This window comes from Pseudomonas sp. AC247 (assembly GCF_979258015.1).
In genome coordinates, this window is record NZ_OZ409829.1 from 2,129,064 (window position 1) to 2,144,162 (window position 15,099).

The 15,099-nt window shown below is 60.3% G+C and carries 12 protein-coding genes; 6 read left to right on the forward strand and 6 right to left on the reverse strand.

Features of this window, described 5'->3' with window-relative positions; all coding sequences use genetic code 11:
• Positions 1–2: 2 nt before the first annotated feature.
• From ACZZ0B_RS09970 to ACZZ0B_RS09985, 4 genes are all read right to left on the reverse strand, one after another.
• Positions 3–1,355 (reverse strand): c-type cytochrome, encoded by a 1,353-nt coding sequence (locus tag ACZZ0B_RS09970; protein ID WP_463545046.1) that lies wholly within the window; start codon positions 1,353–1,355, stop codon positions 3–5.
• Between the two features lie 17 nt (positions 1,356–1,372).
• The gene (locus ACZZ0B_RS09975; RefSeq protein WP_463545047.1) at positions 1,373–3,625 is read right to left on the reverse strand and encodes a xanthine dehydrogenase family protein molybdopterin-binding subunit; all 2,253 of its coding nucleotides are present in this window, start codon (positions 3,623–3,625) and stop codon (positions 1,373–1,375) included.
• A complete protein-coding gene (locus ACZZ0B_RS09980) occupies positions 3,625–4,080 on the reverse strand; it encodes a (2Fe-2S)-binding protein (protein WP_463545048.1) in 456 nt (151 codons plus the stop codon). The genes ACZZ0B_RS09975 and ACZZ0B_RS09980 overlap by 1 nt, the downstream gene beginning before the upstream one ends.
• A gap of 88 nt (positions 4,081–4,168) precedes the next feature.
• On the reverse strand, positions 4,169–5,101 hold the full coding sequence (locus ACZZ0B_RS09985; protein ID WP_463545049.1) for an AraC family transcriptional regulator: 933 nt from the start codon (positions 5,099–5,101) through the stop codon (positions 4,169–4,171).
• Positions 5,102–5,333: 232 nt separating this feature from the next.
• Between ACZZ0B_RS09985 and ACZZ0B_RS09990 the strand changes: the two genes are divergently transcribed.
• From ACZZ0B_RS09990 to ACZZ0B_RS10015, 6 genes are all read left to right on the forward strand, one after another.
• Complete coding sequence (locus tag ACZZ0B_RS09990; RefSeq protein ID WP_463545050.1) at positions 5,334–6,533, forward strand: MFS transporter; 1,200 nt, start codon at positions 5,334–5,336, stop codon at positions 6,531–6,533.
• 284 nt (positions 6,534–6,817) lie between these two features.
• Positions 6,818–7,948: an alkene reductase gene (locus ACZZ0B_RS09995; RefSeq protein ID WP_008080744.1), complete on the forward strand. Its 1,131-nt coding sequence runs from the start codon at positions 6,818–6,820 to the stop codon at positions 7,946–7,948.
• A 154-nt stretch (positions 7,949–8,102) separates the two neighbouring features.
• Positions 8,103–9,053 (forward strand): LysR family transcriptional regulator, encoded by a 951-nt coding sequence (locus tag ACZZ0B_RS10000; RefSeq protein ID WP_463545051.1) that lies wholly within the window; start codon positions 8,103–8,105, stop codon positions 9,051–9,053.
• Between the two features lie 265 nt (positions 9,054–9,318).
• Positions 9,319–9,834: a sigma-70 family RNA polymerase sigma factor gene (locus ACZZ0B_RS10005; protein WP_158829841.1), complete on the forward strand. Its 516-nt coding sequence runs from the start codon at positions 9,319–9,321 to the stop codon at positions 9,832–9,834.
• Positions 9,821–10,801: a FecR domain-containing protein gene (locus tag ACZZ0B_RS10010; protein WP_463545052.1), complete on the forward strand. Its 981-nt coding sequence runs from the start codon at positions 9,821–9,823 to the stop codon at positions 10,799–10,801. The genes ACZZ0B_RS10005 and ACZZ0B_RS10010 overlap by 14 nt, the downstream gene beginning before the upstream one ends.
• 121 nt (positions 10,802–10,922) lie before the next feature.
• Positions 10,923–13,313: a TonB-dependent siderophore receptor gene (locus tag ACZZ0B_RS10015; protein WP_463545053.1), complete on the forward strand. Its 2,391-nt coding sequence runs from the start codon at positions 10,923–10,925 to the stop codon at positions 13,311–13,313.
• 118 nt (positions 13,314–13,431) lie between these two features.
• On the opposite strand, the gene ACZZ0B_RS10020 is transcribed toward ACZZ0B_RS10015, so the two are convergent.
• Together ACZZ0B_RS10020 and ACZZ0B_RS10025 are read right to left on the reverse strand one after the other, a co-directional pair.
• Positions 13,432–14,232 (reverse strand): hypothetical protein, encoded by an 801-nt coding sequence (locus ACZZ0B_RS10020; protein WP_463545054.1) that lies wholly within the window; start codon positions 14,230–14,232, stop codon positions 13,432–13,434.
• A gap of 179 nt (positions 14,233–14,411) precedes the next feature.
• Entirely contained in the window at positions 14,412–15,014 is a 603-nt protein-coding gene (locus tag ACZZ0B_RS10025; protein ID WP_463545055.1) for a hypothetical protein, read from the reverse strand.
• Between the last annotated feature and the right edge of the window lie 85 nt (positions 15,015–15,099).

The window sequence follows — 15,099 nt, forward strand, 5'->3', positions numbered from 1 at the left end:
CTCTAACGCATGTGCAGGATGATCGGGCTGCTGCTGGCCGGATCGGTATGTTCACGCAGCTTGGCAACCGTCTGCGCATCCACAGCACCGCCCTGATTGCCCCAGGTGCTGCGCATGAAGGTCAGCACTTCGGCAATCTGCTGATCCGACAACTGCTCACGGAAGGCCGGCATGCGATAGGCGTCCGGCACCCCGGCAGCGACAACACGCTGCGAACCATTGAGGGTGATGTTGATCGCCGAGGCGCTTTCCTTGGCCAGTGCAGAAGTCGCGCCGGCCAGCGGTGGCATCCATTGCGCTTGGCCCTTGCCGTCCAGACCATGGCAGGAAGCACAGCGCGTCACGTAGGTATGAGCACCGGACGCGTCCAGACGTTCCGCTGCCGAAACCGCCTGATACTGCCAAGGTGCGCCATCCCGCTCGCGATCCCCGGGCAGCGACTTCAGATAACGGGCAATGGCCGTCAGATCGTCATCGCTCATGAACTGCGTGGAGTTGTTGAACGCTTCGGTCATCGAACCGTAGACCACCGCATGTTTATTGCGACCGGTCTTGAGGAACTGCACGATCTGCGCCTCGCTCCAGCGGCCCAGGCCGGTGTTGTGATCATCACGCAGGCTCGGCGCGTACCAGCCATCGAGCAAGGCGCCGGCGAGGAACGGCGCAGCGGATTCATCCAGTGCCTTCTCGTTGAACGCCAGGCCGCGCGGGGTATGGCAACTGCCGCAATGCCCGGCGCCCTGAACGAGGTAAGCGCCGCGGTTCCACGTTTCATCCTGCGACGGTTTGGCGGCATACGGTTGGGCATCGACAAATACGCCGTTCCACAGTGCGATCGGCCAGCGCAGGTTCAGCGGAAAGGGAATGGCACTCGGGATGTTCGCCTGTTTCACCGGCGCCACGCCTTTCATGAAGAACGCATACAGCGCCCGCACGTCGTCATCGCTGAGCTTGGCATAGGACGGGTAGGGCATCGCCGGGTACAGACGGCGACTGCCGGGTGCCACGCCATGGCGCACGGCGCGGTCGAAGTCCGCGAGGCTGTAGTGACCGATACCGGTTTGCGTGTCCGGGGTGATATTGGTCGCATGGATTGCGCCCAGCGGCGTGGCCATTTCCAGGCCACCGGCAAATGGCGCACCGCCCGGCACACTGTGGCAGGCCACACAATCACTGAGCCTGGCGACGTATTCGCCCCTTGCGATCAGTGCCGGGTCGATGTCGGCCACCGCCGTCTGATGGTTTTCGAGAGGCGAGGCGGGCTCGCGAGTGACATACCAGGCCAGCAGGCCTGCCGCGACCAGGCACGGCACTGCCAGCCAGCCAGCGGTTCTTGCGAATCGGCTGTTATTCATGAACGCTCCGGCGCTGATCAGGTGAAAGTGTGTCGGCTCATGGGCAGGCTGCGCACCCGCTGACCGGTTAGCCTTGCCACCGCGTTAGCGACGGCGGGCGCGACGGCAGGCAACGGTGGTTCGCCGATGCCACCCATTTTTTCTCCACTCTCGACCACACGCACGTGTACCCGCGCCATCCGCGCAGGCGGCAGGATCGGATACAGGTCGTAGTTGCGCGCCCGGGGTTTGCCATCAATCCACACGGCTTCTTCCACCAGCGTCTGCGACAGTCCCAGCGCCACGGCGCCGTTCACCTGAGCCTCGACAATCGCCGGATTGACGATGCTGCCGGGATCAATTGCCTGCCAGATGTCGTGCACCTTGACCTGGCCGTTCTCGATGGACACCTCGGCGATCACCGCCGTCTCTGTACCAAACGGCGAAGCCATGGCCACGCCGCGCGCCCGTCGGCTGCCATCCTCAGCGGTAAACGGTCCGCGCTTCCAGCCGCCCGACAGTTCACCCACCGCTTGCAGCAGCGTGGTCAGGCGTTTGTTGTCGCGCAGCAAATGCAGACGCAAGTCGAACGGGTCTTTGCCGCCCTTGTCAGCGAGTTCATCAAGGAACGATTCATAGAAGAAGTCGTTCAGCGAGTTGCCCACCGAACGCCAGTAACCGAGCATCGCCGGGCCTTTGACGTAGATCTGCGCGATGCGTTTGTTGGGGATCGCGTAGGACTTGCCCGACAAGCCTTCAAGCGCCGTGGGGTCGAGTTTCTCCCCTTGCTTGCCGGCGAGGGCCTCAGTCGGCCCTTCGGTGGCACTGACCGCTTCGATTGCCAGCGGCCAGCCGTCGTTGTCCAGCGCAGCGCGAAAATTCACTGCTGCAACCGGGCGGAGCACGTCACGCAGGAACTCTTCCTCGCGACTCCAGATCAGTTTGACCGGTCGGCCGACCGCTTTGGCCAGCGCGATCGCCTGAGGGTAGGGACTGGCGGAGTCGTAGAGAAAATGCCGACCGAAGAACCCGCCCAGCAGCGGCGAATGCAAGGTGATGCGTGAAAGATCGAGGCCCGTGCGTTTGGCGATGTCCGCGCGGAACATGTCCGGCGCCTGATTCGGCAGCCAGATCTCCAGCGAGCCGTCCGGATTGAATCGGGCCAGTGCCGAAGGTGGCTCCAACTGTCCGTGGTTCAGGTATTGGTTGTGGTAAGTGGCGTCGATGCGGGTCTTGGTTTCCTTGAGAATCGACGCCACGTCGCCTTCGTTTTCATCATCTTTGGCCGGGCCTTTATCTTCTGCGAGGCGCTTGAACCAGGCATCGCTGGAAAAGTCCGCGGGCATCGGCCGAACCTGGCTGTCGGCCGTTGGCTCTTGCCAATCGACCTGAATCGCCTCGACTGCACGCTTGGCGTGCCACCAGCGTTCGGCGACCACCGCCACGGCGCCCGGCAGACGATGCACGGAATGCACGCCTTTCATTGCCTTGACCTGGTCTTCGTTGCGCAGCTTGCCCACCGTCATCCCCAGGCGCGGGGCGTGTTGCACGGCGGCATGGAGCATGTCGTCGACTTTCAGATCAATGCTGTAGAGCGCCTTGCCGGTGGATTTGTCGTAGGCATCGACGCGCTTCACCGGTTTGCCGATCCAGCGGAACGTGCTCGGATCCCGTAGCGTCACGGAGGCCGGATCGGGAACCGGCAGATCCATCGCGCGCTCGGCCAGCTCACCGTAGGCCAGCGAGCGGCCCGACTTGGCATGCACAACCTTGCCGGGCTCGGTGCTCAACTCACTCACCGGCACCCCGAGCTGCTGCGCGCCCGCCTGCAACAACATGGCGCGGGCGAGGGCGCCGAGGCGGCGCATGACCGGGTAACTCATGCGCACCGACATGCTGCCGCCGGTGATGCGCATGCCGTTGTCCATCACCACATAAGCCTCGCCTGGCGGGGCGGCTTCGACGAGGAAGGTCGCCGGGTCGGCATCCAGTTCTTCACCGACGATCTGCGCCATCGCGGTGAACGTGCCTTGTCCGCCTTCCATGAACGGGCAGAGCAGGCGCACGCGATTGTCCGGGCGGATTTCCAGAAACGCCGGGACCTGCGTGCCGCGCTCGGCACTGGCCACTGCAGTCGCTGCTTGCGCGCGTGTCGAGCCGAGCGGCAGGCCAAAGCCGAGGACCAGTGCGCCGACGGCGGTGCCGGTCAGGAAGCGTCTGCGCGATACATTGATCGGTTCGTGCAGATCAAGCGCCGAGGCTTGCTGTGAAGGGTCGATACGAACGTTCATCACGCTTCTCCCTTGCCGGCAAGCTCATGCACCGCAGCATGGATGGCGTTGTACGTGCCACACCGGCACAGATTGACCATCGCCGCCTCGATCTGCGCATCACTCGGTTTGGGGTTCTGCTTGAGCAGCGCGGTGGCGGCCATCACCTGCCCGGACTGGCAGTAACCGCATTGGGCGACCTGCAGATCGACCCAGGTCGAGACCACCCGTTTGCCCACTTCATCGTCTTCGATGGCTTCAATGGTGGTGACTTCCCGGCCGACCACACCGGCCACCGGCGTGACGCACGAGCGCACCACATTGCCGTCCACCAGCACCGAGCAGGCGCCGCATTGCGCCAGACCGCAGCCGTACTTGGTGCCGGTCATGCCCAGATCATCGCGGATCACCCACAGCAGGGGCGTATCGGCGTCGGCATCGACCTGATAGGTCTTCTGGTTGATTCGTAGTTCCATGGTTCACCCGCTTGATCATCGGTTGACGTACTTTGTTATTAGCGGTGACACGCGGCGAGGCGCATCACCGGTGAAGCTGGTTGTTCGTTCAAATCGTTGCGGTGCCGAGCGCTTCTGCCTCAAGTGGTTGCCCACGCAGCAGCGCCATGTCACGACTTGGCGCGGTGCCGAACAGACGGCCGTATTCGCGGCTGAACTGCGAAGGACTTTCATACCCGACGGCAAATGCCGCCCGCGAAACGTCCAGGCGCTCCATCAACATCAGCCGGCGGGCCTCGTTCAGACGCATCCACTTCTGGTACTGCAGCGGACTCATGCCAGTCAGTTGGCGAAAGTGCAGGTGAAAAGTAGGCGCGCTCATCTGCACCCGCGCGGCCAGATCGTCGATACGCAGGGCAGCGGTGTAGTTGACCTTCAGCCAGTCGATGGCTTTGGCGATGCGGTACCCCTGACCGTCGACGGCAGTGATCTGCCGCAACCGCGCGCCTTGATCGGTGTTGAGCAGTCGGTAGTGGATTTCGCGCAGAATCAGCGGCGCCAGCACCGGGATCGCCTCCGGCTCATCGAGCAATGCCAGCAGGCGATCGAGCGCGCCTTCCAGGGCGGACGACAGGCTGCCGATCCCGGCGCCCGTCCCCGTTGATTGCTGGCGCTTGGCGGGCAAGCCACTTTTGGTGATGACCTCGGCGAGCATGCTGACATCCAGTTTCAGCACGAGGCCGACACAAGGCAGTGTGGGGCTGGCGAGCATCACTTCGGAGTTGGCGGGCAGATCCAGCGAGGTGACCAGAAACCGCGAAGGGTCATAGCGGTAGCCCTCACCACCGACCCACAGGCGTTTTTCGCCACGGCCCACCAGAATCAGGCTCGGTTCGATCATGCACACGGCGGGGGGCGCCGGCTGGTCGCGGCGAAACAGCGACAGGCCGGGTATGGCTGTGGCGAAGTCACCCGGTGCGTTCACGCGCGGGTCGATGTTCAACGCCAGCGTTGATTCATGGCGCGGGGAGATATGAATCATGGTCGGTCGCTCCTGTTGAGCGAACTCTAATCCGCCGGGCAGACGTTTCCTATCCATCCCCCTGCATCCTCAGAGGATCAGGCAAGCATTCAAGAGGAATGCGCTAGAGCAGCAGCGGATCGACCGGGAGAATGTGTCGAACTGTTACAGGGGCATGCCCTTGCAGGCATCCAATCGTTCCAACCCCTGCGCATCACCCCTCTACGCTTTTCGCGCAACACAGGTAGTTCTCATGACAATTGCTTCTACAGAAAAACGCGGCTGGAGCGCCGTGCTGGCCATGTCGTTGGCCGCATTCGCCCTGGTCGCTTCAGAATTCATGCCCGTCAGCCTGCTGACACCCATTGCAGCCGACCTGCACATCACCGAAGGCCAGGCCGGGCAGGGGATTTCCGTTTCTGGTGGCTTTGCCTTGATCACCAGCCTGTTGATTGCCTCGGTCGCCGCGCGCGTCGAGCGCAAGAGGTTATTGCTGTCTCTGACCTTGCTGATGATCGTTTCAGGCACGGTCGTCGCGCTCGCGCCGGGTTACCCTTCCTTCATGATTGGACGAGCCTTGATCGGGATAGCCATCGGCGGGTTCTGGTCATTGTCGGCGGCGACTGCCATGCGTCTGGTACCGCCGGAGCAAGTGTCCCGAGCGCTGGCGATCGTCAACAGTGGTAACGCTCTGGCGACGGTCATCGCAGCCCCGGCGGGCAGCTTTCTTGGCTCGTTGATCGGCTGGCGCGGTGCATTTTTCTGTGTGGTTCCGGTCGCGGCGCTGGCGGCCGTGTGGCTGATGATCAGTCTTCCGTCTTTCAAGGCCGAGAAACCTCGGGCGGGCAGCGGCAACGTGCTGCGCCTGATGAAACGGCTGCCGGTTGCGCTGGGGATGGTCGCGGTCAGCGTATTTTTCATGGGGCAGTTCATGCTGTTCACGTACCTGCGGCCATTTCTGGAGGGCGTGACGGGGGTCAGTGTCTCAACACTGTCGTTCATGCTGCTGGGGCTGGGACTTGCAGGTTTTATCGGCACCTTTCTGATCGAAAGATTCATCGGCAATGGCCTCTACCGCACGCTGACCATTATCCCTTTGATCATGGCGGTCATCGCACTGGCCCTGGTGAACTTCGGTGCCTCGCCGCTGTTGACCGCATTGCTGCTCGGTCTGTGGGGGCTGGTCGCCACTGCGGCTCCCGTTGGCTGGTGGACATGGCTGGCCCAGACCCTTCCTGATGATGCCGAAGCCGGTGGCGGCTTGCTGGTGGCCATCGTGCAACTGGCGATCGCCGCAGGGGCCATCGTCGGCGGCCTGGCGTTTGATCTGAGCGGGTACAAAGCCACATTCGAGCTCAGTGCGGCCGTGTTGGTGGCGGCGTCCGTGCTTGCGTGGCTGGCGGGTCGCGGTGCCGATGAAGTTCATCTTGCCGGGTCGAACGCGGCAGCCTGACGAGTCCGTGCATCGGCGAGTCCTGTGGCCATGGCTAATGCTCATCGCTGAACGCAAGCCCTGTTCGAATGGCGCCATACAAAATGGCGCCTGCGATGCAAAGCCGTTGCTGAAAAAGCAATAGTCATTTGCGATTCCGCCGGATTGTTGCCGCCATCCCCCGAAGTTAGCATCGGTTCATCGTTGCAACTCACCAGGCCTTTGGCGCGAGTTCGAGACAGTCCGCATCGTCAACCTGTCGCTCCGCTGATCGTCATTACTCTCGATCTACTTCGGATACTCCAATGTCGACACTCTTCAATGAATTGCGCCTGGGCGACACCACGCTCAAAAACCGTATCGTCATGGCGCCGCTGACCCGTTCGCGTGCACCGCATGACGCCGCCGATGAACGCGTGGCGTTGTATTACGCGCAACGTGCCACTGCAGGCTTGATCGTCAGTGAGGGCACGCCGATTTCCCGTGAGGGTCAGGGTTATCTGTTCAACCCAGGTATCTTCACTGCCGAGCAGATCGCTGGCTGGCGCCTCACTACCGACTCGGTGCATGCGGTGGGTGGCAAGATGTTTGCGCAGATCTGGCACGTCGGTCGTGTCTCGCACCCGTCGATTCAGGACGGTGGAAAATTGCCGGTGAGCGCCACGTCGAAGCGAGCAGTCGGCGCGACAGCGTTCGGTTACGACGCTGATGGCAAGCCGGCGCTGGTAGAGCCGCCGGCGCCACGCCAACTGGAAACGGCCGAGGTTTCGCGGATCGTCGGCGAGTTTGCGCAGGCTGCGGAAAACGCGATCGAGGCGGGTTTCGATGGCGTGGAAATTCACGGCGCCAATGGTTATTTGTTCGAGCAGTTCATGAACCCGCTGGTCAATGATCGAACCGATCAGTACTCGGCAGATCAGTTGGAGAATCGTCTGCGCTTTACGCTGGAAGTGATCGATGCCGTGGTTGCGCGGATTGGCGCGGGCCGGGTCGGTATTCGTATTTCGCCGTACGGCCAGTTGTTCGATATGCCGCTGTATGAGCAGATCGATGAAACCTACACCGCACTGGCAACAGAGATTGGCGCGCGGCAGTTGGCTTACGTGCATGTGATGGATCAGTCCGGGTTTCCTGCGCCGGGTACCGAGGGCGGTGGCGGCGGGCCAAAGGCAACATTCCTTGATTTGCTGTCGACCATCCAATCGAAACTGCCGGACACGGCGCTGATTCTGGCGGGCGGCATGTCGCGCCAGCGTGCGGAGGATCTGATCAAGGACGGCATCATCGACCTCGCCGCGTTCGGCACCGCTTACATCAGCAACCCTGATCTGGTGGCGCGGCTGCAAAACAACTGGCCGCTGACCGAAGCCAGGCGTGAAACCTTCTACGGCGGCGGGGCCGAGGGTTATGTTGATTACCCGCCTTACAAAGGCTAAGTAGCCGCTGAAGTATTGGCAGCCGCCACCGTTATTCGGGGCGGCTGCTTTTTCATGTCTGCTGCAAACAGCCCTGAAAAAATCTCGCGGCGGGACAAGCAGACGAAGTTCTGCTGTAGTGCAAATCAACTGTTCTCGATGATCGGAATTCCTTATGCACCTCAAAGCGCACCGGTACTTCGCCATGGTCGCCGTGACTGGAAGCTTTTCGGCGACAGCTCGGCACTTCCGCGTGCCGGCGTCCTCCGTTTCGCGATTCATCGCGGCGCTGGAGCGCGAGGTCGGTCAGCAGCTGCTGTATCGAAATACCCGTGCGGTCAAACTGACGGACGCGGGGGAGCGCTATTACCTGCAGATCCGTGAAGTGCTCGAACTGCTCGATGCCGCCGATGAGGAAATCACCGGCAAGGGGGGCGAGGTTCGTGGACTGGTGCGGATTAACGCGCCGGTTGCGTTCGGCAGCCTGCACATCGTCAAACTGTTGAACGGACTGTATGACCAGTATCCCGAGCTGACGGTCGAGCTGACGGTCACCGATGCTTTTATCGACCCGATTCAGGAGGGCGCCGACATTATTTTTCGGGTCGGACGATTGGGCGACTCTGGATTGATCGGCCGCAAAATCTGCGATCAGCAATACGTCTTGTGTGCCAGTGCAGACTATATAGCGAAGCATGGCCAACCCGCGTCGCCGCAGGAGCTGCGCAATCATGCCTGCCTGGTCTACAAGGGGACCGGCGGGGCGCAGCGCTGGTACTTCAGAAAGCCTGGCAGCGACGCGGCCGAGCTCATCGACGTCCACGGCCCGCTTCGAAGCAACAATGGTCAGGTCTTGGTGGAAGCCGCGCTGGCGGGCAGGGGGATCGTGTTTTTTCCGTCCTGGCTGTTTAGCCGCGAGCGTTTCGTCAGCCGGCAGCTCATTCGGCTTTTACCGGATTGGGAAGGATCGGTGGAGCAAACGCCCAGCCAGATCCATCTGCTTTCGCCGGAGAATCGTCTGCGTTCGCAGAAGGTACGCGCGGTATGGGACTACTTCATCAAAGCGATCGGCACGCCGCCTTATTGGGATGATTTGGGGGATTCTCGGGGCGAGGGTGATGTTTAGGCGTTTCAAAATTCTGACCGATTGCGGCATACCATCCTCGCACTGACCAAGATCATTTGGCGGCCGGTGAAAGCACTTTGAAATTCAAAAGTGCTCGATGGCTAGCGTTCAAATCTTCCAAACGCCGGATGCATTCTTTCACTCCAAACCCCACGCAATGACGCCATTCGCCCGGATGCGAACGCTGGGCTCCACGTATTTGCCTAAGGCCTATCGCGTGAGTAGAATGCGATTAATTATCAATTATGTACTTTCCGGGATTCCGATGGGCAGCGACGAAACGCTAGATACTGCAGATCTGGGGCTGCTCTATCGCACCCACCATTCGTGGTTACACGGCTGGCTGATCCGACGCATTGGATGTCGCGATAACGCTGCAGATCTGGCGCAGGACACCTTTGTACGTCTGCTCAAATCGCGTCAGTCCAGCCCCTTGCGCGAGCCACGCGCCTATTTGAGCAGCATCGCCCGCGGGCTGATGATTGATCAGTATCGTCGTCGCGAACTCGAACGTGCCTACCTGGAAAGCGTTACGTTGCTGCCTCAACACGAGGTTCCCTCGGAAGAAAGCCGGCTGCTGATTCTGGATGCGCTCGAGCGCATAGACCGCATGCTCGGTCTGCTTAAACCGAGAGTTCGCCAAGCGTTTTTATTTGCCCGACTCGACGGTCTGACGTGCGCGCAAATCGCCGAAAAGCTGGGTGTTTCCCGCGCGACGGTGGAACGCGACCTGGCCACGGCCCTGCAACACTGCTATCGCTTGCGTTATGTCGAGTCGTGAGTCGCAGGCGCTGGATCCGGCCATTGTCGAGCAGGCGATCCAATGGCTGGTGCGCCTTCGCTTCAATCAGGCCGATGAACCCACACAGCGCGCTTTTGAGCACTGGCTGCAGCAGCGCCCAGAGCATGTGTTGGCGTGGCAGCGTGTGGAAACGCTTGGGGATGAGTTCGCAGGCGTGCCGGTTCAACTGGCCCGACAAACCCTCAATGGCAGCGATAAAGGAATGCGCCGGCGGGAGAGCCTGAAGCTGCTGGGCCTATTGGCGACTGTTGGCACTGCAGCCTGGCTCGGCCGCGACTACACACCCGTCCCCGCCATGCTTGCGCAACAACGCAGTAGCACCGGCGAGCAGCGACGCGTCCAGCTCGATGACGGCAGCCTTATCCAGCTCAATAGCGACAGTGCTGTCGACAGTGATTTCGATGCTCAGCGACGGCTGATCATCCTGCGACGTGGTGAAATCATCGTGAACGTCGGCGCGGATGAGCACTCGGCGCACACGCGTCCCTTCTGGGTACAAACACGTGACGGAATCATGCGCGCTCAGAGTTCGCGCTTTCTGGCACGCGAACGTGACGATGGCACGCTGGTCGCGGCTCAGGAAGGGTCAGTCACGGTTTTCCCCGGCTCCAGCCAAATGCCTGCGGGCCGCAGCGTCCAGGCAGGCAATCAGTTGCTGTTCACATCAAGTGGCGCCCGCATGGTCCGGGACAACGGCCTTGATCCATGGAGCTGGGGCGACGGGGTGATCAGTGCGCGCAATATGCGCCTCAATGATTTCATCGTGGAGTTGTCGCGTTATCGTCCCGGCGTACTGCGCTGCGCCGACGAGGTCGCTGATCTCCGCGTTTCCGGCACCTTTCAGCTCGCCGACAACGATCAAGTCCTGGCATTGATCGCGCAATCACTGCATTTGCACATTGATTATCGGACCCGTTATTGGGTGACCGTGACCGCTGCCACCTGAGTCCATCACAACTTTTTTGCGCCGCCTGAAAATTAATGAGGTGGTTTCGCATTCTCGTTCGACTTCTAAGGAAGGCCGGAATACAGGCCAGTCTGCCGATGTCCTTTCTTGGAGCGAGAAAATGAGTTCGTCCCCGGTTTCACAGCGCCATCCCTTAAATCGTGCCTTGCAGGGCGCGATGTTGGGTTTGATTGTCAGCAGCTACGCATTGCCATCGCTGGCGCAAACGTCGAGCGCTGACCACAGCAATCCAGTCAAGCAATGGAACATCGCGGCCGGCCCACTGGCGCCGGCGCTTGATCGCTTTGCGCGTGAGGCCGGCATCAGTCTTTCCTACGACGCGTCGAGTGTGGCGAACCGCACCACCGCTGGCGTGAATGGCACGCTTGAAACGTCCGCAGCGCTGTCATCGTTGCTGCAGGGCAGCGAATTGCAGATCGAACAGCAAGGCCCGAATGCCTACCTGTTGGTCCCTCAAGTAAAGACCGCCGGCCCGCTGGAACTCGACGCAACGGACGTCGAGGACTATCGCCTCGCACCCCTCATCATCAATGCCAAGGTCAGGGTCAGTGCCGACGACGACGCCAACTCGGTGGTCGCCAAGGAGCTCTGGGTTGGCGGCAAGGTCGCAACCAGCATTCTCAATACCCCGGCATCGGTGTCGGTTGTTACCAACAAGGAAATGGAACAGCGCAGCGTCAGCACCACGGAAGAGGCGCTGCAATACACGCCCGGCGTGATCACTGACTTCTATGGTACGGATGACCGCAACGACTATTTCCAGATCCGCGGCTTTCAGGCCACAACCTACCGTGATGGCTTGACCCTGAGTTCGATGCGCGGCGTACGCGAAGACCCGTTCGCTTACGAGCGCATCGAGATTCTGCGTGGCGCCAACTCCACGCTGTTTGGCCCCGCGGACCCGGGCGGTTCGGTGAATTTCGTGACCAAACAGCCGCGCTTCGAGCAGTTCGGCCAAGGCTATGTGACCTACGGTTCGTTTGACCATGTCGAGACAGGCATCGATGTCGGGGATGCGCTGAACGACGAGAAAACCCTCGCTGGGCGCTTTACTGCCAAAGGCCAGAACAGCGACCGCGAATACGATCACTCGCAGGACGACAACCAGTTGTTTATGGGTGGCCTCACCTGGGCACCGACGGATTACACGTCGGCGACGATGATTCTGGACTACCTGAAAACCGAAAGTTCGCCCAACAGTGGTGGCTATCCGCTGGACAAGGAATACGACCGCAAGAAGTTTTATGGCGAGCCCAGCTACAACTTTCACGATGTCGAGCGCACCAGCCTCAGCGGCAACGTCACCCATGACTTCGACAACGGCTTCGTACTGCGCAGCAATCTGCGCTACAGCAAGTTGACCGATGATTTTGGCTACGTATATCTGAGCGACAGCGCCGCACGGGTCGGTACCACCGTTGACCGCTATCAGTTTGGAACGGACACCGAAGCCGACCAGTTCAACGGCAATCTGATGCTGCAATACGATGCCCGCTTCGAGAACATCGACAGCAGCAGCCTGGTGGGCGTGGAGTACCTCGATTCGACCACCAGGGAAAGCTCGGTCTACGCCCCGACGACCTCGATTGACATTGCAAACCCAGTGTTTACTGGGGTTTCACGCTCAATCGCGCCGTATGCCGTCAACAAGCGAGACGCGACCACCAAGGCCGTATTCCTGCAGCAGAACCTGTCGTTCTACGAGCGTTTCATCGTCACCGGCGGTGTGCGCAATGACTCGATGGACCTGACCAGCAAAGGCCTGGAATCCACTGAGAAAGACACCTTCTCCGAAACTTCTTACCGAGGTGCATTGACCTATATCGTCAACGATGAGGTGTCCACCTATGTGAGCATGGTCGAATCCGTTTCGCCGCCGCAGGTTGGCGTCACGCCGCAGACGGGCAGGCAGTACGAGATAGGCGTGAAGTACGCGCCGATGGGGATGGACGCCCTGTTCTCCGCAGCCGTTTATGACCTGACCCAGGAAAACGTCACCATCGCCGTGGTGCTGCCGAGCGGCATCATTGAGCAACAGACGGTAGGCGAATCGCGGGCGCGTGGCCTCGACCTGGAGGCCAAGGCGCAGGTGACGCAGAACCTCAGCCTGATCGGTGGTTATTCCTATATGGAGTCCGAGGTACAGCGCGGTTCGTTGTACGACGGCAGCTCCCTGAAGGGTAATGAATTCGCCACGGCACCCAAGCATTCCGCTTCGCTCTGGAGTTATTACGATGTGCCTGCCACGGATGTCAGCGTTGGCCTGGGTGCGCGCTACGTCGGCTCTTACTACTTCGATGCCGCCAACTCCGGCAAAAGCGATGGCACCACGCTGTTCGACGCCGCGTTCAACTACAAGATCGCCAAGGGCACCGACCTAGCGGTCAACCTCAGCAACCTGCTGGATGAGCAGCACGTGGTCGGTTCCGGCACCGCAAACTTCTACAACCCGGGTCGCGAGATTACCGCCAAAGTGAGTTACAAGTGGTAAGCAGACGTGTAGGCCTTTTTCCCCTGTAGGAAGCGGTGCCCGCTTAACTGCGGGCACCGTCAACCTGGCCAAAACCCGCCGCTCATTGCTGGAAGCCGCTGGCCACTCAGATCAGGACTTAAGGTGCGGCTGAGCGGTTCTTCCCCTGCGTACACGGATTAAAGCTCTCGCGAATACTCTGGCTGGTTCCGACATAGGCTTGGGTACCTGGAACCGCCACAGCCGAGTAATTCTTGCGATCGGTTTCCCTGATAAAACTTCCTTGCTCAGCCGTGAAACTCTCAGTGTTTGGTGGTACCAGTACGTTCAGAAACTGGGCCTTCTTGTCGAGGGCCAAGGCACCTCCTGGGGTAATCGGCGCCAGCATGGCGAACCACCGATCACTGAACAGGTAGAAAATATCGGCTGCGGCTCTGCCACTACGCAGGTGGGCACACTGCACATCGCTGGCGTTGATGACTTCAGCCTGCTGGTACATGCCGCCCTTGTACAAGGCCAGTACTAGCTTGCTCTTGGTCAGCACACCCAGGCCTTGCTTGGGTTTGCACACTTGCAAATCGCCATAGGCAGACAAGCACCAGTTGGTCTCGGTGATAGTGACGATTTCATCTGCGTTGAGCTTCAGATCGCGCTCGATATTGGCGCGGGCTTCCGGGGTTTCATAGGGGATGGTGCATGCGCTTAATAGAGCTGCGAGGGTAAGGGCGAGTAGCGGGGTTCTCATCAAGCGTCCTTTGCTGCTGGAAGGTACATATAAATGACGAATATTTTTTTGCGAATCTTCGCGGCGGGGAATTATACAGATCGCGCTGCGTTCGAAACGCTGCTGGAGAATCTGCCAAGGCTCGTCGTTTGAATTTCTCGACAGCTCGTGAGCGAAGTCTGATCTCCAGTTCGAACCAAAGACGCTGCCAAACATCGGCGTCCTTGACCGAGGCAGGGTCTTGCTACAGAAACTCGGTTTGCGCGGCAAACGCCGCCCATGCAATCAGCATCTTCTGATGCTCGTTCGTCGAGCGTTTTCCGGTCATTTCTGACACTCAATGAACGATTCCTACTAGTCGTGTTACAGCGCTGAACCTGTGCTCGCCAGCCTCTTTATAAAACGTCTGTGCCGGGGTAGAGATCCGCAGGTGGATGGTAATCGGGATCCTCGAAGCGGCTATTGTTGTAATGGGTTTTGGCCGTCGGCCCTTCGCCCTTGTACGTCACCTGCGAGTTTGGCGTGAGATGCCACCCGTCTCCGTCCTTATCGCGCTCGATCAGCGACGGGTACAACGTACAGGTGCCTGCGGAACCTGATGTCAGCCTGAACTGGTAAAAGCGCCCGGCCTGGGGCGTGAACTTCGCCGTGACGGAGCACGTTTGCGTGCGCGCGCCCTCCCAGAACATACCCACGTGCGTTTCGATTCCGGGGCGGACCCGGGTTTCGTAATAGTCGGAGGTGAGGTTTTGCCCTGCTTTGGGCATACCTTCATCCTGCGTGTGGATGAACGGAAGCGGCCCACTGCGAATGACGCCGCCCGAACGCTTACCGTTTTCGTACTGGTACAGATCGGCATGCTGAGTGAAATTGACGATACGTATCCAGGCAGGGTCGGGCTGGTTTTCAGGTGCGGTGAAGTAATCGGTGTGGGGGAAATACTGGCAGCCTGCGAACAACGGCAGAGTCAGCAGGCAGAGCGTAGAGCGTATCGACATGGAGCCTGTCCTTTTGCAAAGTCAGGGTAGAGACCGCAGGAAAGAAGGAGCATTGCGGGAAAGGTGAAAAAAATCGTTGGAGCGG